This is a genomic window from Aquipseudomonas alcaligenes NBRC 14159 (assembly GCF_000467105.1).
GTDB lineage: Bacteria > Pseudomonadota > Gammaproteobacteria > Pseudomonadales > Pseudomonadaceae > Aquipseudomonas > Aquipseudomonas alcaligenes.
The window spans coordinates 15,033-34,559 of record NZ_BATI01000031.1 but is presented as its reverse complement, the minus strand read 5'-3'; the positions used below and the strand labels follow the sequence as shown (position 1 = coordinate 34,559).

The following is a 19,527-nucleotide window of genomic DNA, read 5'->3' as shown; positions in this document are numbered from 1 at the left end:
CGAAGGGCGAGCGTCAGCGAGTCAGGCGCCCCGCAGCTTTTAAGCGCAGCGTACTGCAGTACGTGAGCATTAAAAGCGAGGACGCAACGCCGTATGGCCGACGACCAGGAGATCGTCCTGCGTACTTAGAGCTTGATCCAGGTGGCCTTGATCTCGGTGTACTTGTCGAAGGCATGCAGCGACTTGTCGCGACCGTTGCCCGACTGCTTGTAGCCACCGAACGGCGCGGTCATGTCGCCGCCGTCGTACTGGTTGACCCACATGCTGCCCACGCGCAGGGCCTTGGCGGCCAGGTGCGCCTTGGACAGGTTGCTGGTCCAGATGGCGGCGGCAAGGCCGAAGATGCTGTCGTTGGCGATGGCAATGGCTTCCTCGGTGGTGTCGAACGGGATCACCGTCAGCACCGGGCCGAAGATCTCTTCCTGGGCGATGCGCATCTTGTTGTGCGCGTCGTCGAAGATGGTCGGCTCGACATACACACCGCCGGTCTCTTCCAGGGTGCGCTTGCCGCCGCAGAGCATCTTGGCCTGATCGGCATGACCGGCCTCGATGTAGGACAGCACGGTGTTCAGGTGGCCCTGGTCGACCAGCGCGCCGACCTGGGTCTCCGGGTCCAGCGCATGGCCGACCTTCCAGCCCTTGAGGGCCTCGACCACCATGGGCATGAACTGATCCTTGATCGAGCGCTGCACCAGCAGGCGCGAACCGGCGGTGCACATCTCGCCCTGGTTGAAGCAGATGGCCATGGCGGCGGCCTCGGCGGCTTCCTTCAGGCAGGGCGCGTCTTCGAAGACGATGTTGGCGCTCTTGCCGCCGGCTTCCAGCCAGACGCGCTTCATGTTCGATTCGCCGGCGTAGATCATCAGCTGCTTGGCGATCTTGGTCGAACCGGTGAACACCAGGGTATCGACGTCCATGTGCAGGGCCAGGGCCTTGCCCACGGTGTGACCGAAGCCCGGCAGCACGTTGAGCACGCCGGCCGGGATGCCTGCTTCCAGCGCCAGCTCGGCCATGCGGATGGCGGTCAGCGGGGATTTTTCCGACGGCTTGACGATCACCGAGTTGCCGGTGGCCAGGGCCGGGCCCAGCTTCCAGGCGGTCATGATCATCGGGAAGTTCCACGGCACGATGGCGGCGACCACGCCGACCGGCTCGCGAGTCACCAGGCCCAGCTCGTCGTGCGGGGTGGCGGCCACTTCGTCATAGATCTTGTCGATCGCCTCACCGCTCCAGCGGATGGCGCGCGAGGCACCGGCCACGTCGACGCTCAGGGAGAAAGCGATCGGCTTGCCCATGTCCAGGGTTTCCAGCAGGGCCAGCTCCTCGGCGTGGGCGTCGAGCAGGTCGGCGAAGCGGATCATGATCTTCTTGCGCTCGACCGGCTTCATGCGCGACCACACGCCGGACTCGAAGGTGGCGCGGGCATCGCGTACGGCAACGTCGGCATCGGCGGCGTCGCAGCTGGCGATCAGGCCGAGGATACGACCATCGACCGGGCTCACGCACTCGAAGGTCTGGCCGGAAACGGCATCGCGGTGCTCGCCATGGATCAGGGCGCGGCCCTCGATCTGCAGATTCTTGGCGCGCTGTTCCCAGTCGGCACGAGTCAGGGTGGTCATGCGGGAGATCCTCAGTGAAAGCGTGTGGCAAATAGGCAACACGCACTGTCAATTATTCTGCCAGGCCGATTGCCGGCCATCGTGCGCACAACACTAAACCAGAGCGCGTCGCCTTTTCAATATTTTTGACAAAGGCCCGATCAGGCGCCTTGAATGTTCGTTTTATCAAACATAGACTGCCACCATCGACAGCCCTACAACAACAGGAATCCCACTCCATGAATGTCGCCCAGATCATTGACTTCGCCAGCGTCACCACCGCGCCGGAACACTATCGCCCGGCCGCCGAGAAGATCCTCAAGGGCGACCCCGAGCAGAGCGTGCGCAACCACTACGGCAGCCCCTGCGGCCAGTTCAACGTGGGCATCTGGGAAGGCGCCGTCGGCCAGTGGACGATCAACTACACCGAGCACGAGTACTGCGAGATTCTCCAGGGCGTGTCGGTAATCCGCGACCAGGATGGCAATGCCAAGACCGTGCGCGCCGGCGACCGCTTCGTCATCCCGGCCGGCCTCAAGGGCACCTGGGAAGTGCTGGAGCCCTGCCGCAAGGTCTATGTGATCTTCGAAGCCAAGGCGTGAGCCCGGCCGAGCACTCGATTCAGAATCACCCTGATTAGCCCGCGCCCGCGGGCTTTTTTTCGCCCGCAGTTTTTCGCAGGCAAGAAAAAACCCGCCGAGGCGGGTTTCTTCGTACAAGGGCCGGATCAATTACTTGATCTTGGCTTCCTTGTAGGTCACGTGCTTACGGACGACCGGATCGTATTTCTTGATCTCGATCTTGTCCGGAGTGGTGCGCTTGTTCTTGTCGGTGGTGTAGAAGTGGCCGGTACCGGCGCTGGACACCAAACGGATCAGTTCACGCATGATTAGCTCCTTAAACCTTTTCGCCGCGAGCGCGCAGCTCGGACAGCACTACGTCGATACCGCGCTTGTCGATGATGCGCATGCCCTTGGCGGAAACGCGCAGACGCACGAAGCGCTTCTCGGACTCGACCCAGAAGCGATGGTGCTGCAGGTTCGGCAGGAAACGACGACGGGTTTTGTTGTTAGCGTGGGAAACGTTGTTCCCGGTTACCGGACCCTTACCGGTAACTTGACAGACTCTCGACATGCCTCAGCCCTCTAAACCACATGCCCAACCCGGCATGGGTTGGCCGCTTGAACTCAATAGTCATTTGGCGCTCAGCGCCGCGTTTCTCGGGGGTCTTACCGGCGTTTGGCGTTGCCGCTGGACCGGGCCCCTAGAAAAGAGCGCTGCTTTATACCAGAACACCCCGGCAGTCGCAAGAATTCCCGCGCCCCGCCAACCAGCATAGCCGCAGAAACGGCGGCCCTTCGCGCCGCAGGCACCCCGACCGCTCGTCGCCTGGGTCGATTGTCTGCCCGCCGCCTTTGGTCTAGGGTTGCCTCTCGCCTTTCGGAGGAACCGCGATGCGCATCGCCGCCCTGCCCCTGCTGCTCGCCCCGCTGCTAAGCCAGGCCGCCACTCTCAGCGTCTGCACCGAAGCCAGCCCGGACGGTTTCGACGTGGTGCAGTACAACTCGCTGACCACCACCAACGCCTCGGCCGACATGCTGATGAACCGCCTGGTGGACTATGACGCCACGGCCGGCCAACTGGTACCCAGCCTGGCCGAGCGCTGGGAGGTGTCCGCCGACGGCCTGAGCTGGACCTTCCAGCTGCGCCCGGGAGTGAAATTCCAGCGCACCGCCTGGTTCACGCCGAGCCGTGAACTGAACGCCGACGACGTACTATTCAGCTTCCAGCGCATGCTCGACCCGGCCCACCCCTGGCACAAGGTCGCCGCCAGCGGTTATCCGCACGCCCAGTCCATGCAGTGGCCGGCGCTGATCGAGCGCATCGAGGCGCCGACGCCGCTGAGCGTGCGCTTCGTCCTCAAGCGCCCGGACGCCACCTTCCTCGCCACCCTGAGCATGGGCTTCGCCTCCATCTATTCCGCCGAGTACGCCGCCAAACTGCTGGCCGACGGCACGCCGGAGAAGCTGAACGCCCAGCCGGTCGGCACCGGCCCCTTCGTGCTCAAGCGCTTCCAGAAGGACGCGGTGATCCGCTACGCGGCCAACCCCGACTACTTCGCCGGCAAGCCGGCCGTCGACGGCCTGGTGTTCGCCATCACCCCCGACGCCAGCGTGCGCCTGCAGAGGCTCAGACGCGGCGAATGCCAGATTGCCCTGTCGCCGAAGCCTCAGGATGTGCAGGCAGCGCGTGCTGAGAGTCGCCTGGCAGTCAATGAGACCCCGGCGTTCATGACCGCCTTCGTCGCCCTCAACAGCCAGCACCCACCGCTGGACAAGCCGCAGGTGCGCCAGGCGATCAACCTGGCCTTCGACAAGGCCAGCTACCTCAAGGCCGTATTCGAGGGCAGCGCCACGCCGGCCAGCGGCCCCTACCCGCCGAACACCTGGAGTTACGCCAAGGATCTGCCGGGCTATGCCCACGACCCTGCCAGGGCCCGCGCGCTGCTGGCCGAAGCCGGTCTGGCGGACGGTTTCAAGACCACCATCTGGACCCGCCCGTCGGGCAGCCTGCTCAACCCCAACCCGTCTCTCGGCGCCCAACTGCTGCAAGCCGACCTGGCCAAGGTCGGCATCCAGGCGGAAATCCGCGTGATCGAGTGGGGCGAGCTGATCCGCCGCGCCAAAGCCGGCGAGCATGACTTGCTGTTCATGGGTTGGGCCGGCGACAACGGCGACCCGGACAACTTCCTCACCCCGCAGTTCGCCTGCGCCTCGGTGCAGTCCGGGCTGAACTTCGCGCGCTACTGCGACCCGCAGCTGGACCAGCTGATCAGCCAGGGCAAGGCCGCCAGCGCTCAGGCACAGCGCAGCGAGCTGTATCGCCAGGCGCAGACGCTGATCCAGCAGCAGGCCCTGTGGCTGCCGCTGGCGCATCCCACCGCCTTCGCCCTGCACAGCGACAGGGTCAGCGGCTACCAGGTCAGCCCCTTCGGTCGCCAGGATTTCGCCAAGGTCCGCCTGGCACCCTGAGGCCGCATGGCGGGCAGCGCCCGCCCTAGACCCAGCCGAACTCGGCCATCGACAGCGGCTCGCCGTCACCGACGATGAAGTGGTCGAGCACACGTACCTCGATCAGGCCGAGCGCCTCCTTGAGTCGCTCGGTCAGCTGGCGATCAGCCTGGCTGGGCTCGGCGACGCCGGATGGGTGGTTGTGCACCAGGATGGTGGCAGCCGCATTGTGGAACAGCGCGCGCTTGACCACCTGCCGGGGATAAACGCTGGCGCCGTCGATGGAGCCGAAGAACAGCGCCTCGAAGCAGATCACCCGGTGCTTGGCATCGAGGAACAGGCAGCCGAACACCTCGTGCGGCTCGTGGCGCAGGCGCGCCTTGAGGTAGTCGCGCACCGTCTGCGGACTTTCCAGCGCGGAATCCCGGCGCAGCCGCTCGGCCAGATGACGGCGACCCATCTCCAGCACCGCCTGCAGCTGGGCGAACTTGGCCGGGCCGAGGCCCAGGCGCTGGCTGAAAGAATCCAGGTCGGCCTCCAGCAAGGCGCGCAGGCTGCCGAAATCGGCCAGCAGGTGGCGGGCCAGGTCCACCGCGCTCTGCCCGGCCACCCCGGTGCGCAGGAAAATCGCCAGCAGCTCGGCATCGCTCAGCGCTGCGGCACCCAGTTCCAGCAGTTTCTCCCGCGGGCGTTCTGCCGCGGGCCAGTCGCGTATGCTCATGACATCTCCCTGTCCGTCGGCCCGCTGTTCCGGCGCAGGCCCTGTGCTATCTTAGCCCGGCTTTTTTGGCGCGGTGACCGGCCTGGGGAGGTGTCGCCGCCGCGCTGCTATCCACACCACATTATTAAAGGCAGGCCTATGCAGCGGCTGTATCGGAAACGCATCGTCCTGGGCGTCGGCGGCGGCATCGCTGCCTACAAGAGCGCAGAGCTGGTCCGTCGCCTGCGCGACCAGGGCGCCGAAGTACGGGTGGTCATGACCCGTGGCGGCCGCGAGTTCATCACCCCGCTGACCCTGCAGGCGCTGTCCGGCCACCCGGTGCACCTCGACCTGCTCGATCCGGCGGCCGAAGCCGCCATGGGCCATATCGAACTGGCCAAGTGGGCCGACCTGGTGCTGATCGCCCCGGCCACCGCCGACCTCATGGCGCGCCTGGCTCAGGGCGTGGCCGACGATCTGCTGACCACCCTGGTGCTGGCCACCGACGCCCAGGTCGCCCTGGCCCCGGCGATGAACCAGGCCATGTGGCGCGACCCCGCCACCCAGGCCAATGCCGAGATTCTCGCCCAGCGCGGCCTGCACCTGTTCGGCCCGGCTGCCGGCAGCCAGGCCTGCGGCGACGTCGGCCCCGGCCGCATGCTGGAAGCCGAGGAGCTAGCCCAGCGCGCCGCCGACTGCTTCCAGTGGCAGGCGCTAACCGGCAAGCACGTACTGATCACCGCCGGACCGACCCAGGAAAACATCGACCCGGTGCGCTACATCACCAACCACAGCTCCGGCAAGATGGGCTTCGCCCTGGCCGAGGCCGCCGTGGAGGCAGGCGCCAAGGTCACCCTGGTGACCGGCCCGGTGCACCTGCCGACACCGGACCGGGTCAACCGCATCAACGTGGTCAGCGCCCGCGACATGCTCGCCGCCTGCGAGGCCGCGATGCCCTGCGACCTGCTGATCGCCTCCGCTGCCGTGGCCGACTACCGCCCGGAAGTGGTGGCCACCCAGAAAATGAAGAAGGACCCCAGCAGCGGTGAAGGCCTGCTTCTGCAGCTGGTGCGCAACCCGGACATCCTCGCCACCATCGCCGGCCGTGAAGATCGTCCGTTCAGCGTGGGCTTTGCCGCAGAAACCGAGAACCTGCTCGACTATGCTGCGCGCAAGCTGAAGGACAAGAACCTCGACCTGATCGTCGCCAACGATGTGGCCAACCCGACCATCGGCTTCAACAGCGAAGAGAACGCCATCACCGTGATCGATCGCGAGCTGCAGGCCAGCGCCTTCGCCCAGACCAGCAAGAGCAAGATCGCCCGCCAACTGGTGGCCTTCATTGCCGAGCGCCTCAACCGCGCCTGATACCCATCGTTTACGGAATCCACCATGCACGCTCTGCAAGCCAAGATCCTCGACCCGCGCCTGGGCAGCGATTTTCCCCTGCCGCACTATGCGACCCCCGGCTCCGCCGGCCTCGATCTGCGCGCCATGCTCAAGGAGGACAGCGTCCTCGAGCCGGGTCAGACCCTGCTGATCCCCACCGGCCTGTCCGTATATATCGGCGATCCCGGCCTGGCCGCGCTGATCCTGCCGCGCTCGGGGCTGGGCCATAAGCACGGCATCGTGCTCGGCAACCTGGTCGGCCTGATCGACTCGGATTACCAGGGCGAGCTGATGGTGTCCTGCTGGAACCGCGGCCAGACGCCCTTCACCATCGCCGTCGGCGAGCGCATCGCCCAGCTGGTGCTGGTACCGGTGGTACAGGCGCATTTCGAGCTGGTCGAGGAATTCGACGCCAGCCAGCGCGGCGCCGGCGGCTTCGGCCACTCCGGTAGCCACTGACCCCGCCCGCTCGGGATGAATTGCCAGGGAGACGTTGCGTGAAACTCAAGCGTGCAGCCAAGGATAACGAACCACTCATCGCCGCCGCTCCGACCAAGCCGGCAGCCAACACCGGCAATGACTCGCAGGCGCTGCTGCCAGGCGCCATTGCCGCACTGGGCGGCCTGGTGCTGGCCTGCGCGCTGCTCGGCTTCGGCCTCAGCGGCAGCGGCAAACAGCAGCAACAACAGCTGGTCGAAGCCTGGGGCGGCAGCCAAGCAAGCGCCTTGCAACAGGCGCAGCAGCAACTGCTGGCCGACACCCAGGCCGCTGCCAACGACCCGGCGCTACTCGCCGCGCTGCAGAGCGGCGACCGCAGCCTGATCGGCACCGCCGAACGCGGCCTGCAGCACTGGCAGGGCGTGGTCGATGCCCACATCAACCTGCCGGCACGCGCCGCGCTGGATGTCGGCCGCAGCGGCCCGATGAATTTCGCCGCGCTGGACATGCTGCGCCGCCTGGAAAATGGCCAGCAGCCAGCCGTCGAGGCCTACAAGGTCGGCGAACGCTGGCTGGTCTACAGCGCCGCGGCATTGCGCGCCGCCGGCAGCGATCAGCTGCAGGGCACCCTGCTGCTGGTGGTCGATCTCGAACGCCTGCTCGGCGCCCTCCCGGCCATGCCGGAAGAGGCCGGGCAAATCCAGCTCAGCCAGAAGTTCGGCAACGGCGCCGCGCAGATTCTGCTGCAACGCGGCAGTGCCGGCGATACACAGGCGCTGCGCTTCGATATCGGCAACCCCAACTGGCAGCTCGATTTCACCCCGGGCCCTACCAGCAGCGGCCTGCCCGTTTCCCCCGTAATACTGGCCATCGCCGCTCTGCTGGCCCTGGCCGGCGCCCTGCTCGGCCTGGTACTGACCCGCAACCACCTGCTCGGCCGCCTGCGTGGCGACGTCCAGCAACTGGCCGGCATGGTTCAGGAGCTTTCCAGCGGCAAGTCGGTCAAACCCTTCAGCCTGCAGTTCGCCGCCCTCGACGGGCTGGCGCAGAGCCTCGCGCGGATTCCGCGCAGCAAACAAGAAGCCTCAAGACATGAGGCCGGCAGTTCCCCGATCACTGCCCCCGCAGCGATGTCCAAGCCTACGCAGTTGGCGGACCCGCTGTTCCAGGCCACCGATATCCTCGATATCGACATTCTCGACGAAGACCAGGATCTCCTGGGATTGGAGCAACCCCTCATGGATAGCAACGTGCAGAACGTACAGACCCCACCGAAACTTCCCGCCAGCATCTTCCGCGCCTACGACATCCGCGGCGTGGTCGGCGATACCCTGACCCCGGAGGCGGCCTACTGGATCGGTCGCGCCATCGGCTCGGAGAGCCTGGCGCAGGGCGAACCGAACGTCGCCGTCGGCCGCGATGGCCGCCTGTCCGGCCCGCAGCTGGTGCAACAGCTGATTCAGGGCCTGCTGGACTGCGGCTGCCAGGTCACCGACATCGGCATGGTGCCGACCCCGGTACTGTACTTTGCTACAAACGTGCTGGAGGGCAAATCTGGCGTAATGCTCACCGGCAGTCACAACCCGCCGGACTACAACGGCTTCAAGATCGTCATCGCCGGCGACACCCAGGCCAACGAACAGATCCAGGCGCTGAAGACCCGCATCGACAACAACGACCTGGCCAGCGGTGTGGGCAGCGTCGAGCAGATCGATATTCTCGACCGCTACTTCAAGCAGATCCGTGACGACATCGCCATGGCCAAACCGATCAAGGTCGTGGTCGACTGCGGCAACGGCGTGGCCGGGGTGATTGCGCCCCGGCTGATCGAGGCCCTGGGCTGCAGCGTGATCCCGCTGTTCTGCGAGGTCGACGGCAACTTCCCCAACCACCATCCGGACCCGGGCAAGCCGGAAAACCTGGAAGACCTGATCGCCCGCGTAAAAGCCGAAGGCGCCGACCTGGGCCTGGCCTTCGACGGCGACGGCGACCGCGTCGGCGTGGTGACCAATACCGGCACCATCGTCTACCCGGACCGCCTGATGATGCTGTTCGCCAAAGATGTGGTATCGCGTAACCCCGGCGCCGACATCATCTATGACGTCAAGTGCACCCGCCGCCTCGGCGCGCTGATCAGCGGCTATGGTGGTCGCCCGGTGATGTGGAAAACCGGCCACTCGCTGATCAAGAAGAAAATGAAGGAGACCGGTGCCCTGCTGGCCGGCGAGATGAGCGGCCACGTGTTCTTCAAGGAGCGCTGGTTCGGTTTCGACGACGGCATCTACAGCGCCGCGCGCCTGCTGGAAATCCTCAGCCAGGACCGCCGCGACGCCGAGCACGTGTTCTCCGCCTTCCCGCTGGACATCTCGACGCCGGAAATCAACGTCAACGTCACCGACGAGAGCAAGTTCCGCCTGATCGACCGCCTGCAGCGCGACGGCGTATGGGGCGAAGCCAACCTGACCACCCTGGACGGCGTGCGTGTCGACTATCCCAAGGGCTGGGGCCTGGTGCGCGCCTCCAACACCACACCGGTACTGGTGCTGCGCTTCGAGGCGGAGACCGAAGAAGAGCTCACGCGCATCAAGGAAGTCTTCCGCGCCCAGCTGTACAACGTCGCCCCCGACCTCAACCTGCCGTTCTGATCCGCCTTCGGAGTCCGTTCCACCATGACCCTCAATCGTGATGCCGCCATCCAAGTCGCCAAGGTCCTGTCCGAAGCGCTGCCCTATATCCGTCGTTTCGTCGGCAAGACCCTGGTGATCAAGTACGGAGGCAACGCCATGGAAAGCGACGAGCTGAAGGAAGGTTTCGCCCGCGACATCGTGCTGATGAAGGCGGTCGGCATCAATCCGGTGGTGGTGCATGGTGGCGGCCCGCAGATCGGCGACCTGCTCAAGAGACTCAGCATTGAAAGCCACTTTATCGATGGCATGCGCGTCACCGACGCGCAGACCATGGACGTGGTGGAGATGGTCCTCGGCGGCCAGGTCAACAAGGACATCGTCAACCTGATCAACCGCCATGGCGGCAGCGCCATCGGCTTGACCGGCAAGGACGCCGAGCTGATCCGCGCGAAGAAACTCACCGTGACCCGCCAGACGCCGGAGATGACTCAGCCGGAAATCATCGACATCGGCCACGTCGGCGAAGTCACCGGCGTGAATACCGAGCTATTGAACATGCTGGTCAAGGGCGACTTCATCCCGGTGATCGCACCGATCGGCGTGGGCGCCGATGGCGAGTCCTACAACATCAACGCCGACCTGGTGGCCGGCAAGGTGGCCGAGGCGCTGAAGGCAGAGAAGCTGATGCTGCTGACCAATATCGCCGGCCTGATGGACAAGCAGGGCGAGGTACTGACCGGCCTGACCACCGAGCAGGTGGATGAGCTGATCGCCGACGGCACCATCTACGGCGGCATGCTGCCGAAGATCCGCTGTGCCCTGGAGGCCGTGCAAGGCGGCGTGACCAGCGCGCACATCATCGACGGTCGCGTACCAAATGCGGTGTTGCTGGAAATCTTCACCGACAGCGGCGTCGGTACCCTGATCACCAATCGCAAGCGCCATCACTGATGGCGTTGCGCGGCGGGGTCACTCGCCGCGCAGCTCCACCAGGCGCGCACGATCGGCGGCGAAGGAGGCCTCGGCCTCCTTGCGACTGGCCTGGTAGCGCTTGATGTCCTTCTCGACGCCGGCCTGCTCGACCTTGAGGTTGTCGATCTGCACCAGCAGGTGTTCTGGCACCTGGCCACCGGAGCGCTCGAAATCGGCTGCCTTGGCCTGCAGGTTAGCCTGTTGAGTACGCAGTGAATGCAGATTGCTCTGCGCTACGGAAATCAGGCCATCCAACTCTGCCAGTTTGCGCTCCAGCGCACGATCAACATCCGCAGGCTCGGAGTAAATGCGCAGCAACTGCGCATCGGAGCTGGCCTTGGCCTTCTCTTCGGCTTGGCGCTGGCGCTCTTCCAGACTCGGCGCCGGCGGCACAACACGGATCACACGCCCCTTATCGTTGAGTACCTCATAGCCCTGAGAAACATACTCGGGGGGCACCCCCAAGCGATCAAGGACCACGCGCCCGTTCTTGTCCGTATACCGATAGAGTTCGGTCGGGACAGCAGTCTTCTGTTGCGAAGGCTGAGCAGCGGCGGGAGCTACAGCTGTCGCAATAAGCAGCAAACCTAGGACCGATTGTCTGAGCATGTGAAACACCTGTTCTGTTGGGCTAGATGCCGTACTGCGCGCGGTAGGCCTCCACCGCCGGCAGGTGTTTCTTCAGCTCGGCATCGCCCGCCAGATAATCCAGTACCTGCTCCAGCGACACAATACTGATCACCGGCATGCCGTAGTCACGCTCCACTTCCTGGATCGCCGACAGCTCGCCCTGGCCGCGCTCCTGGCGGTTCAACGCGATCAGCACGCCAGCGGCCTGAGCGCCCTGGCCCTGGATGATCTGCATCACTTCGCGGATCGCGGTGCCGGCGGTGATCACGTCGTCGACGATCATTACTCGCCCAGCCAGCGGTGCGCCCACCAGGGTGCCGCCTTCGCCATGGTCCTTGGCTTCCTTGCGGTTGAAACACCAGGGCAGGTCGCGACCATGCTGCTCGGCCAGCGACACGGCAGTGGCGGCAGCCAGCGGAATGCCCTTGTAGGCCGGGCCGAACAGCACATCGAAGTCGACACCAGCCTCCATCAGAGCGGACGCATAGAAGCGTCCGAGCTTGGCCAGCGCCAGGCCGCTGTTGAACAGGCCGGCATTGAAGAAGTAGGGACTGGTACGCCCGGACTTGAGGGTGAACTCACCGAAACGCAGCACGCCGCGTTCGATGGCAAAACGGATGAATTCGCGTTGATACGCCTGCATGCAAAGCTCCGTACGGCACGGATTTACTAGGGTCTGCTGGCGTTTTTTCACGAGCCGCGTTGCCGCGTCAAATGGCGCCAGGCTAGGCGCGGGGCGCAGGCAATGGCGATCCATTGGCAAGTCCCGCAACAACGCATGGCGCCATTTGACGCGCAACCCGCTGGGACGGGCCGGTTCTTGCACGGCTCGTCGTTGTTCGACGACTCATTTAGACGACCACACTTCGTGTCTCGCGCCTGGCTCCGTGCAAAAACCGGCTCCGTCGCGGCCGCGAAAAAACGCCAACAGACCCTATGAATTTAGCTAATGGGAATGAGCTCGGGTATCATACACGCAGGTGTTTTTGGGGGCCATTTATGCGGATCATCAGTGTGAACGTGAATGGTATTCAGGCCGCAGTCGAGCGAGGTTTGCTCAGCTGGCTGCAGGCCCAGAATGCCGACGTGATCTGCCTGCAGGATACAAGAGTCTCCTCCTTCGAACTGGACGATCCGGCCTATCAGCTGGATGGCTACTTTCTCTATGCGGCCGATGCCGAAGTGCCTGCCCAGGGTGGCGTGGCGCTTTACTCGCGCCTGCAACCCAAGGCGGTGATCCACGGCCTCGGCTTCGAGATGGCCGACCGTTACGGACGTTATCTGCAGGCCGATTTCGACAAGGTGAGCATTGCCACCCTGTTGCTGCCGTCCGGTCAGGGCGGCGACGAGAGCCTGAACCACAAGTTCAAGTTCATCGACGACTTTACCGGCTACCTGGACAAGCAGCGTCGCAAGCGCCGCGAGTACATCTACTGCGGTTCGCTGTATGTTGCGCACCAGAAGCTGGATGTGAAGAACTGGCGCGACAGCCAGCAACTGCCGGGCTTCCTCGCGCCGGAACGTGCCTGGCTGGACGAAGTGATCGGCACCATGGGCTATGTCGATGCCCTGCGCGAAGTCAGCCGTGAAGGCGAGCAATACAGCTGGTGGCCGGACAGCGAGCAGGCGGAGATGCTCAACCTCGGCTGGCGCTTCGACTATCAGCTGCTCACGCCCGGCATGCGCCGCATCGTGCGCAACGCCAAGCTGCCGCGTCAGCCGCGCTTCTCCCAGCACGCGCCGCTGATCGTCGACTACGACTGGCTGCTCAGCGTCTAAGCAGCCAGCTCGGCTCAAGGCCTCAGGCGCGCAACGCGCCCCAGGCCTTGCCCGCCACGCTCACCAGCACCAGCACCAGCGCGCCCACCAGCACGCCGAACACGGCATCGATCAGCGTCGGCGTCAGCACGGCCAGCACGCTACCGACCGCCGCAATTGCGCCTACAGCCTCGACCCAGTGATGGATCAGCGCGTGGGCGCCCGGGATGCCGTGGGTCAGGATGCCGCCACCGACCATGAACATGGCCGCGGTACCCACCACCGAGAGCAGCTTCATCAGCCAGGGCGCCAGCCACAGAATACCGCGTCCCAGGCTCTGCAGCGCGGCGCTGGCTCGCTGACTCAGGTACAGGCCGGCGTCATCCAGCTTGACGATGCCAGCCACCAGGCCGTACACGCCGACTGTCATCAGCAGCGCGATGCCGGACAGCACAATGACCTGCTGCATGAAGGCCTGCTCGGCCACCACGCCCAGGGTGATGGCAATGATCTCGGCAGACAGGATGAAGTCGGTGCGCACCGCGCCCTTGATCTTGTCCTTCTCGAACGCCTGCATGTCCACCGCCGGATCATTCAGCGCCTGCACATGCTCAGCGTGATGCTGGGCATCCTCCTGCTTGCTGTGGAGGAACTTGTGCGCCAGTTTCTCGAAGCCCTCGAAGCACAGGAAAGCGCCACCGAGCATCAGCAACGGCGTCACCAGCCAGGGCGCGAAAGCACTGATCAGCAGGGCCGCCGGCACCAGGATCAGCTTGTTGATCAGCGAGCCCTTGGCCACCGCCCAGACCACCGGCAACTCGCGCTCGGCCTTGACCCCGGTGACCTGCTGGGCGTTCAGCGCCAGGTCGTCGCCGAGTACGCCGGCGGTCTTCTTCGCCGCGACCTTGGTCATTACCGAGACGTCGTCCAGCACACTGGCGATATCATCGAGCAGAGTTAACAGACTGGCTCCAGCCACTTCCGATTTCCTTATATGAGTGGTTGCAGAAAAAGGCCCCGCAAGCGGGGCCGTCGTATCACTTGATCAGCCGCCAACACAGCGGGTAGCGGTAGGTCTGGCCCTCGTTGGCCTTGATCCCGGCGATGATGGTCAGCACCAGGGCCGCCAGGCCGAGCAGTGGCAGCAGCAGGAAGCCGATGACCACCAGGGCCAGCAGCATGCACACCAGCGCGGCGATGGAGACGGTAATGTGGAAGTTCAGCGCCTCCTTGCCCTGATCATCGACGAAGGGGTCGAAGTCGCGCTTGAGCTGCCAGACCACCAGCGGGCCAAGCAGGTTGCCGAAGGGAACCAGCAGGCCGGCAAAGGCCGCAAAGTGGCAGAACATCGCCCATTGGCGGGCTTCCGGGCTCGGGGTGGGGCTGAGGTTCTGCTCTTCCATGGGGCTCTCCGCGGGTTGGATAATTCAGTCGGCCAGGGCGGCGCGCTGCAGCTCGAACAGCTCGCGCATGCCCTGCTGGGCCAACGCCAGCATGGCATTCAGCTCTTCCGGCTGGAAGGGGGCGCCTTCGGCCGTGCCCTGCACCTCGATGAAACCACCGGCGTCGGTCATCACCACGTTGAGGTCGGTCTCGGCAGCCGAGTCTTCCAGATAGTCCAGATCCAGTACCGGCTCGCCCTGGTAGATGCCCACGGACACGGCGGCGACCATCTGCTTGAGCGGCTCACCCTTCAGCGCGCCGCGCCTCTTCAGCACCTTCAGCGCGTCGACCAGCGCCACCATGGCGCCAGTGATGGAGGCGGTGCGGGTACCGCCGTCGGCCTGGATCACGTCGCAGTCGATATAGATGGTGTTCTCGCCCAGCTTGCTCATGTCCAGCGCGGCGCGCAGCGAGCGACCGATCAGGCGCTGGATCTCCAGGGTGCGTCCGCCCTGCTTGCCGCGGCTGGCTTCGCGGGCATTACGCTCACCGGTGGCACGCGGCAGCATGCCGTACTCGGCGGTCAGCCAGCCCTGGCCCTGCCCCTTGAGGAAGCGCGGCACGCCGGCCTCGACGCTGGCGGTGCAGATGACCTTGGTATCGCCGAACTCGACCAGCACCGAACCCTCGGCGTGCTTGGTGTAGTTGCGAGTGATGCGCACGGAACGCAACTGGGTGGAAGCACGGCCGCTGGGACGTTTCATCTGCTGATACCTGTAGAAAACGGAAATCTCGGGCGCGGGCGCCCAAACCTGCCGGCATTATAGGGCCGCCATGGACGGCGCGACACGCCAGATTGGGCCGGTGGTCGCACTGCGCTACAATCCCGCGCCTCATTCGTCATTCCACGAGGTTCCCCCATGGTGCACAGCATGACCGCCTTCGCCCGCGTCGAGTCGGCCGCGGCACACGGCACCCTGAGCTGGGAGCTGCGCTCGGTCAACCACCGCTATCTGGAGCCGCACCTGCGCCTGCCGGAGGCCTTCCGCGACCTCGAAGGTGCGGTGCGCGAAGCCCTGCGCCAGGGCCTGTCGCGCGGCAAGGTCGAGTGCACCCTGCGCTTCGCCGAGGAGAGCCGCAGCACGAGCCTGCAGATCGACAGCGAACGCGCGCGCCAGCTGATTGATGCAGCCGAGCAGGTGGCCGCACTGATCCGCCAGCCGGCACCGCTCAATCCCCTGGAAGTGCTGGCCTGGCCGGGCGTACTGGTGGCCGACGCTGCCGACCCGCAGGCGCTCAACGCCGCCGCCCTGCAGCTGTTCGAGCAGGCCCTGGGCGAGCTGAAGAGCGGCCGCGCCCGTGAAGGGGCCGAGCTGGCCAAACTGCTCAACGAGCGCCTGGACAACATCCTCGAGGAGGTCGCCACCCTGCGCGTCCTGATCCCGGAGATGCTGGGCAACCAGCGGCAGAAGATCGAGGCACGCTTCGCCGAGCTGCAGGCCGAACTGGACCCTCAGCGTCTGGAGCAGGAGCTGGTGCTGCTGGCGCAGAAAAGCGACGTGGCCGAGGAGCTGGACCGCCTGAGCACCCACGTCACCGAAGTGCGCCGCGTGCTCAAGGCCGGCGGCGCCGCCGGCCGACGCCTGGACTTCCTCATGCAGGAACTCAATCGCGAGGCCAATACCCTCGGCTCCAAGGCCTTCGACCCGCGCAGCACCCAGGCCGCCGTCAACCTCAAGGTCCTGATCGAGCAGATGCGCGAACAGGTCCAGAACATCGAATAAGCCGCTAGGCTTGAGCCAACGCCTCACCAGGACAGCAAGATGACCGTCACCACCGGCACCCTCTACATCGTTTCCGCGCCGTCCGGCGCCGGCAAGACCAGCCTGGTCAAGGCCCTGCTCGACAGCGAGTCGCGCATTCGCGTGTCCGTCTCGCACACCACCCGCGCCATGCGTCCGGGCGAGGTCGACGGGGTCAACTACCACTTCGTCAGCCGCGAAATCTTCGGCGCCATGGTCGAGCGCGGCGAGTTCCTCGAGCACGCGCAGGTGTTCGACAACTTCTACGGCACCTCGCAGACGTGGATCGAGCAGACCCTGGCCGAAGGCTTCGACCTAATCCTCGAGATCGACTGGCAGGGCGCCCAGCAGGTACGCCACCTGATGCCACAGGCCAAGTCGATCTTCATCCTGCCGCCGACCCAGGAAGCCCTGCGCCACCGCCTGACCAACCGCGGCCAGGACAGCGGCGAGATCATCGAACGGCGCATGCGCGACGCGGTCAGCGAGATGAGCCACTACGTGGAGTACGATTACCTGGTGATCAACGACGATTTCGCCCACGCACTGGACGATCTCAAGGCGATTTTCCGCGCCAACCAGCTGCACGCCGAGCAGCAGGCCAAACGCCACGCCGGCCTGCTGGGCGAACTGCTGGCCTGACCGGCCACCGAAAATCCTTTCCTTAATGCTGGTGATTTTTTAGACTATTCAGTCCGCTCGCCCATCCGGGCCCAGCCTTATTTGCTATTTGCCACGAGGAACACCATGGCCCGCGTTACCGTTGAAGACTGCCTGGAGAACGTAGACAACCGCTTCGAGCTGGTCATGCTGGCCACCAAGCGTTCCCGTCAACTGGCCACCGGCGGCAAAGAGCCGAAGGTCGCCTGGGAAAACGACAAGCCGACCGTGGTCGCCCTGCGTGAAATCGCCGCTGGCCTGGTCGATGCCGAGTTCGTGGCCCAGGAAGACCTGGTCGAGGAAGAGCCGCTGTTCGCCGCCGCCTTCGAGGAAGAGGCCAACGAGCCTCTGTAAGCCCATGCCTGGTCGAAGTCTCGCGGCACCGGGTTCAATACCAGCACGGCAGGGGGCACACCCATGCCGAGCATAGACACCCTCGCCGAGCGACTCTCGACCTACCTGGCCGCGGATCAGGTCAACCTGGTCCGCCGCGCCTACTTCTACGCCGAGCAGGCCCACGACGGGCAGCGCCGCCGCAGCGGCGAGGCCTACGTCACCCATCCGCTCGCCGTTGCCAGCATCCTCGCCGACATGCACATGGACCATCAGAGCCTGATGGCCGCCATGCTGCATGACGTGATCGAGGACACCGGCATCGCCAAGGAAGCCCTGCATTCCCAGTTCGGCGAAACCGTCGCAGAGCTGGTCGACGGGGTCAGCAAACTGACCCAGATGGACTTCCAGACCAAGGCCGAGGCGCAGGCCGAGAACTTCCAGAAGATGGCCATGGCCATGGCGCGCGACATCCGCGTGATCCTGGTCAAGCTGGCCGACCGCCTGCACAACATGCGCACCCTGGAAGTGCTGGCCGGCGAGAAGCGCCGGCGCATCGCCAAGGAAACCCTGGAAATCTACGCCCCCATCGCCAACCGGCTGGGCATGCACAGCATGCGCGTGGAGTTCGAGGACCTAGGCTTCAAGGCCATGTACCCGATGCGTTCCGAACGCATCCGCACGGCGGTCAAGCGCGCGCGCGGCAACCGCAAGGAAATCGTCAACAAGATCGAGGAATCGATCACCGCCTGCCTGCAGCGCGAAGGCATGCAGGGCGAGGTGATCGGCCGCGAGAAGCACCTCTACAGCATCTACAAGAAGATGCGCGGCAAGCGCCGGGCGTTCAACGAGATCATGGACGTGTACGCCTTCCGCATCGTGGTCGACAAGGTCGACACCTGCTACCGCGTGCTCGGCGCCGTGCACAACCTGTACAAACCCCTGCCCGGCCGCTTCAAGGACTACATCGCGATTCCCAAGGCCAACGGCTACCAGTCGCTGCACACCACCTTGTTCGGCATGCACGGCGTGCCCATCGAGATCCAGATCCGCACCCGCGAGATGGAGGAGCTGGCCAACAACGGCATCGCCGCGCACTGGCTGTACAAGTCCGCCGAGGACGAGCAGCCCAAGGGCAGCCACGCCCGCGCCCGCCAGTGGGTCAAAGGCATCCTCGAACTGCAGCAGCGCGCCGGCAACTCGCTGGAATTCATCGAGAGCGTGAAGATCGACCTGTTCCCGGACGAGGTCTACGTGTTCACGCCCAAGGGCCGCATCATGGAGCTGCCGAAAGGCTCCACCGCGGTCGACTTCGCCTACGCGGTGCACACCGATGTCGGCAACAGCTGCATCGCCTGCCGTATCAACCGCCGCCTGGCGCCCCTGTCGCAGGCCCTGGAGAGCGGCTCGACGGTGGAAATCGTCACCGCCCCCGGCGCGCGGCCGAACCCGGCCTGGCTCAACTTCGTGGTCACCGGCAAGGCACGCACGCACATCCGCCATGCGCTCAAGCTGCAGCGCCGTTCGGAGTCGATCAGCCTCGGCGAGCGCCTGCTGAACAAGACCCTCACCGGTTTCGACAGCCACCTGGAGAAGATCGCCCCGGAGCGTATCCAGGCCGTGCTGGGCGAATACCGCCTGGATGTGCTCGAGGACCTGCTGGAAGACATCGGCCTGGGCAACCGCATGGCCTACGTGGTGGCGCGCCGCCTGCTGGCCGAGAGCGGCGAGAGCGCGCCAAGCTCCGACGGCCCGCTGGCCATCCGCGGTACCGAGGGCCTGGTGCTGAGCTACGCCAAGTGCTGCACGCCGATCCCCGGCGACCCGATCGTCGGCCACCTGTCCGCCGGCAAGGGCATGGTGGTGCACCTGGACAGCTGCAAGAACATCGCCGACATCCGCCACAATCCTGAGAAGTGCATCCAGCTCAACTGGGCCAAGGATGTCGCCGGCGAATTCAACGTCGAGCTGCGCGTCGAGCTGGAACACCAGCGCGGCCTGATTGCCCTGCTCGCCAGTAGCGTCAATGCCGCCGACGGCAATATCGAGAAGATCGGCATGGACGAGCGCGATGGCCGCATCAGCGTGGTCCAACTGGTCATCAGCGTGCATGACCGCGTGCACCTGGCGCGCGTCATCAAGAAGCTGCGTGCCCTCAAGGGCGTGATCCGCATCACCCGCATGCGCGCCTGAGGCGCGCGGCCCCAACAAGAAAAGCCTATTGGA

General features: G+C 65.1%; 20 protein-coding genes. 11 read left to right on the top strand and 9 right to left on the bottom strand.

What is annotated here, in order from left to right:
* Positions 1-125: 125 nt before the first annotated feature.
* The gene (locus PA6_RS16225) at positions 126-1,619 is read right to left on the bottom strand and encodes an aldehyde dehydrogenase (RefSeq protein ID WP_021702027.1); all 1,494 of its coding nucleotides are present in this window, start codon (positions 1,617-1,619) and stop codon (positions 126-128) included.
* Positions 1,620-1,837: 218 nt separating this feature from the next.
* Here PA6_RS16225 and PA6_RS16220 point away from each other — a divergent pair, with 218 nt between their 5' ends.
* The gene (locus PA6_RS16220) at positions 1,838-2,200 is read left to right on the top strand and encodes a cupin domain-containing protein (RefSeq protein ID WP_021702026.1); all 363 of its coding nucleotides are present in this window, start codon (positions 1,838-1,840) and stop codon (positions 2,198-2,200) included.
* A 129-nt stretch (positions 2,201-2,329) separates the two neighbouring features.
* Here the strand turns inward: PA6_RS16220 and rpmG are convergent, their stop codons facing one another.
* Complete coding sequence (rpmG, locus tag PA6_RS16215) at positions 2,330-2,485, bottom strand: 50S ribosomal protein L33 (protein ID WP_021702025.1); 156 nt, start codon at positions 2,483-2,485, stop codon at positions 2,330-2,332.
* Positions 2,486-2,495: 10 nt separating this feature from the next.
* Positions 2,496-2,732 carry a 50S ribosomal protein L28 gene (rpmB, locus tag PA6_RS16210; RefSeq protein ID WP_021702024.1) on the bottom strand — a complete coding sequence of 79 codons (237 nt, stop codon included), beginning with the start codon at positions 2,730-2,732 and terminating at the stop codon, positions 2,496-2,498.
* 320 nt (positions 2,733-3,052) lie between these two features.
* Here rpmB and PA6_RS16205 point away from each other — a divergent pair, with 320 nt between their 5' ends.
* Entirely contained in the window at positions 3,053-4,630 is a 1,578-nt protein-coding gene (locus tag PA6_RS16205) for an ABC transporter substrate-binding protein (protein ID WP_021702023.1), read from the top strand.
* A gap of 25 nt (positions 4,631-4,655) precedes the next feature.
* Here PA6_RS16205 and radC read toward each other — a convergent pair whose 3' ends face one another.
* A complete protein-coding gene (gene radC / locus PA6_RS16200) occupies positions 4,656-5,330 on the bottom strand; it encodes a RadC family protein (protein ID WP_021702022.1) in 675 nt (224 codons plus the stop codon).
* Positions 5,331-5,468: 138 nt separating this feature from the next.
* Between radC and coaBC the strand changes: the two genes are divergently transcribed.
* The 4 genes from coaBC to argB all read left to right on the top strand — a co-directional run bounded on the left by coaBC (position 5,469) and on the right by argB (position 10,714).
* On the top strand, positions 5,469-6,677 hold the full coding sequence (gene coaBC, locus PA6_RS16195; protein WP_021702021.1) for a bifunctional phosphopantothenoylcysteine decarboxylase/phosphopantothenate--cysteine ligase CoaBC: 1,209 nt from the start codon (positions 5,469-5,471) through the stop codon (positions 6,675-6,677).
* Positions 6,678-6,701: 24 nt separating this feature from the next.
* Positions 6,702-7,157, top strand: a complete 456-nt coding sequence (gene dut, locus PA6_RS16190; protein WP_021702020.1) for a dUTP diphosphatase — start codon at positions 6,702-6,704, stop codon at positions 7,155-7,157.
* Positions 7,158-8,374: 1,217 nt separating this feature from the next.
* Positions 8,375-9,781 (top strand): phosphomannomutase/phosphoglucomutase, encoded by a 1,407-nt coding sequence (algC, locus tag PA6_RS24020; RefSeq protein WP_217997224.1) that lies wholly within the window; start codon positions 8,375-8,377, stop codon positions 9,779-9,781.
* 24 nt (positions 9,782-9,805) lie between these two features.
* On the top strand, positions 9,806-10,714 hold the full coding sequence (gene argB, locus PA6_RS16180; RefSeq protein ID WP_021702018.1) for an acetylglutamate kinase: 909 nt from the start codon (positions 9,806-9,808) through the stop codon (positions 10,712-10,714).
* A gap of 18 nt (positions 10,715-10,732) precedes the next feature.
* Here the strand turns inward: argB and PA6_RS16175 are convergent, their stop codons facing one another.
* Both PA6_RS16175 and pyrE read right to left on the bottom strand, forming a co-directional pair.
* Complete coding sequence (locus PA6_RS16175; RefSeq protein ID WP_021702017.1) at positions 10,733-11,344, bottom strand: hypothetical protein; 612 nt, start codon at positions 11,342-11,344, stop codon at positions 10,733-10,735.
* Between the two features lie 22 nt (positions 11,345-11,366).
* Positions 11,367-12,008, bottom strand: coding sequence for an orotate phosphoribosyltransferase (gene pyrE / locus PA6_RS16170; protein WP_021702016.1), 642 nt, complete (start codon positions 12,006-12,008; stop codon positions 11,367-11,369).
* 356 nt (positions 12,009-12,364) lie between these two features.
* On the opposite strand from pyrE, the gene PA6_RS16165 reads away from it, so the two are divergent.
* Positions 12,365-13,144 carry an exodeoxyribonuclease III gene (locus tag PA6_RS16165; protein WP_021702015.1) on the top strand — a complete coding sequence of 260 codons (780 nt, stop codon included), beginning with the start codon at positions 12,365-12,367 and terminating at the stop codon, positions 13,142-13,144.
* A 22-nt stretch (positions 13,145-13,166) separates the two neighbouring features.
* Here the strand turns inward: PA6_RS16165 and PA6_RS16160 are convergent, their stop codons facing one another.
* Genes PA6_RS16160 through rph form a run of 3 tightly spaced genes read right to left on the bottom strand, consistent with a single transcriptional unit; the run spans position 13,167 to position 15,270 of the window.
* Positions 13,167-14,102, bottom strand: a complete 936-nt coding sequence (locus PA6_RS16160) for a DUF808 domain-containing protein (RefSeq protein ID WP_021702014.1) — start codon at positions 14,100-14,102, stop codon at positions 13,167-13,169.
* Positions 14,103-14,160: 58 nt separating this feature from the next.
* Positions 14,161-14,526: a DUF4870 domain-containing protein gene (locus PA6_RS16155; protein WP_021702013.1), complete on the bottom strand. Its 366-nt coding sequence runs from the start codon at positions 14,524-14,526 to the stop codon at positions 14,161-14,163.
* 24 nt (positions 14,527-14,550) lie between these two features.
* A complete protein-coding gene (gene rph, locus PA6_RS16150; RefSeq protein WP_021702012.1) occupies positions 14,551-15,270 on the bottom strand; it encodes a ribonuclease PH in 720 nt (239 codons plus the stop codon).
* Positions 15,271-15,426: 156 nt separating this feature from the next.
* On the opposite strand from rph, the gene PA6_RS16145 reads away from it, so the two are divergent.
* From PA6_RS16145 to spoT, 4 genes are all read left to right on the top strand, one after another.
* Complete coding sequence (locus PA6_RS16145; protein ID WP_021702011.1) at positions 15,427-16,290, top strand: YicC/YloC family endoribonuclease; 864 nt, start codon at positions 15,427-15,429, stop codon at positions 16,288-16,290.
* Between the two features lie 39 nt (positions 16,291-16,329).
* Positions 16,330-16,950, top strand: a complete 621-nt coding sequence (gene gmk / locus PA6_RS16140) for a guanylate kinase (RefSeq protein WP_021702010.1) — start codon at positions 16,330-16,332, stop codon at positions 16,948-16,950.
* Between the two features lie 105 nt (positions 16,951-17,055).
* Entirely contained in the window at positions 17,056-17,322 is a 267-nt protein-coding gene (gene rpoZ / locus PA6_RS16135; RefSeq protein WP_021702009.1) for a DNA-directed RNA polymerase subunit omega, read from the top strand.
* A gap of 63 nt (positions 17,323-17,385) precedes the next feature.
* Entirely contained in the window at positions 17,386-19,494 is a 2,109-nt protein-coding gene (spoT, locus tag PA6_RS16130; protein WP_021702008.1) for a bifunctional GTP diphosphokinase/guanosine-3',5'-bis pyrophosphate 3'-pyrophosphohydrolase, read from the top strand.
* Positions 19,495-19,527 lie beyond the last annotated feature (33 nt).

Bases quoted from the DNA above. Each gene is read 5' to 3' on its own strand.
- PA6_RS16225 (WP_021702027.1), bottom strand. From the start codon at position 1,619: ATGACCACCCTGACTCGTGCCGACTGGGAACAGCGCGCCAAGAATCTG.
- PA6_RS16220 (WP_021702026.1), top strand. From the start codon at position 1,838: ATGAATGTCGCCCAGATCATTGACTTCGCCAGCGTCACCACCGCGCCG.
- radC (WP_021702022.1), bottom strand. From the start codon at position 5,330: ATGAGCATACGCGACTGGCCCGCGGCAGAACGCCCGCGGGAGAAACTG.
- spoT (WP_021702008.1), top strand. From the start codon at position 17,386: ATGCCGAGCATAGACACCCTCGCCGAGCGACTCTCGACCTACCTGGCC.
- PA6_RS16165 (WP_021702015.1), top strand. From the start codon at position 12,365: ATGCGGATCATCAGTGTGAACGTGAATGGTATTCAGGCCGCAGTCGAG.
- argB (WP_021702018.1), top strand. From the start codon at position 9,806: ATGACCCTCAATCGTGATGCCGCCATCCAAGTCGCCAAGGTCCTGTCC.
- rph (WP_021702012.1), bottom strand. From the start codon at position 15,270: ATGAAACGTCCCAGCGGCCGTGCTTCCACCCAGTTGCGTTCCGTGCGC.
- PA6_RS16145 (WP_021702011.1), top strand. From the start codon at position 15,427: ATGGTGCACAGCATGACCGCCTTCGCCCGCGTCGAGTCGGCCGCGGCA.
- algC (WP_217997224.1), top strand. From the start codon at position 8,375: ATGGATAGCAACGTGCAGAACGTACAGACCCCACCGAAACTTCCCGCC.
- rpoZ (WP_021702009.1), top strand. From the start codon at position 17,056: ATGGCCCGCGTTACCGTTGAAGACTGCCTGGAGAACGTAGACAACCGC.
- rpmG (WP_021702025.1), bottom strand. From the start codon at position 2,485: ATGCGTGAACTGATCCGTTTGGTGTCCAGCGCCGGTACCGGCCACTTC.
- dut (WP_021702020.1), top strand. From the start codon at position 6,702: ATGCACGCTCTGCAAGCCAAGATCCTCGACCCGCGCCTGGGCAGCGAT.
- pyrE (WP_021702016.1), bottom strand. From the start codon at position 12,008: ATGCAGGCGTATCAACGCGAATTCATCCGTTTTGCCATCGAACGCGGC.
- PA6_RS16155 (WP_021702013.1), bottom strand. From the start codon at position 14,526: ATGGAAGAGCAGAACCTCAGCCCCACCCCGAGCCCGGAAGCCCGCCAA.
- coaBC (WP_021702021.1), top strand. From the start codon at position 5,469: ATGCAGCGGCTGTATCGGAAACGCATCGTCCTGGGCGTCGGCGGCGGC.
- gmk (WP_021702010.1), top strand. From the start codon at position 16,330: ATGACCGTCACCACCGGCACCCTCTACATCGTTTCCGCGCCGTCCGGC.
- PA6_RS16205 (WP_021702023.1), top strand. From the start codon at position 3,053: ATGCGCATCGCCGCCCTGCCCCTGCTGCTCGCCCCGCTGCTAAGCCAG.
- rpmB (WP_021702024.1), bottom strand. From the start codon at position 2,732: ATGTCGAGAGTCTGTCAAGTTACCGGTAAGGGTCCGGTAACCGGGAAC.
- PA6_RS16175 (WP_021702017.1), bottom strand. From the start codon at position 11,344: ATGCTCAGACAATCGGTCCTAGGTTTGCTGCTTATTGCGACAGCTGTA.